The organism is Paenibacillus sp. EKM211P (assembly GCF_011066175.1).
Lineage (GTDB): Bacteria > Bacillota > Bacilli > Paenibacillales > Paenibacillaceae > Paenibacillus > Paenibacillus polymyxa.
On sequence record NZ_JAAMNS010000061.1, the window covers coordinates 1 to 366 of the forward strand.

At 42.3% G+C, this 366-nt stretch carries 1 protein-coding gene; it reads left to right on the top strand.

Annotated features, from left to right (window positions below):
• Positions 1–366 (top strand): IS110 family transposase (locus tag G9G57_RS25350; protein ID WP_164965686.1); only part of this gene is annotated, 366 nt, incomplete at both ends.

The window sequence follows — 366 nt, forward strand, 5'->3', positions numbered from 1 at the left end:
GACATTCCACTTCGAGCACACTCGTGATGGCCTAGCAAATTTACATCAAGTTTTGAAGGATGTTGAGACTGCATCCAGACTACGTCCTCTACTTATTCTAGAAGCAACCGGCCATTACCAAAGTCCGGTTGTTCAGTTCCTAGAAGAACATCACTACATTTACATTGTCATTAATCCGCTCATCTCAAATCGGCTTAGAAAGTCTCATCTTCGTAAAGTAAAGACGGATGCTGCGGACGCTTACCTATTGGGAGAGTTGTACTACAAGGAAGAGTTTGAACCTTTTAAGAAAAGAGGTGTGCAACTTCTCAATCTGCGCTATCTTACAAGACAGTATGAGTCCCTTTCAAAGATGTGTGTACAGAC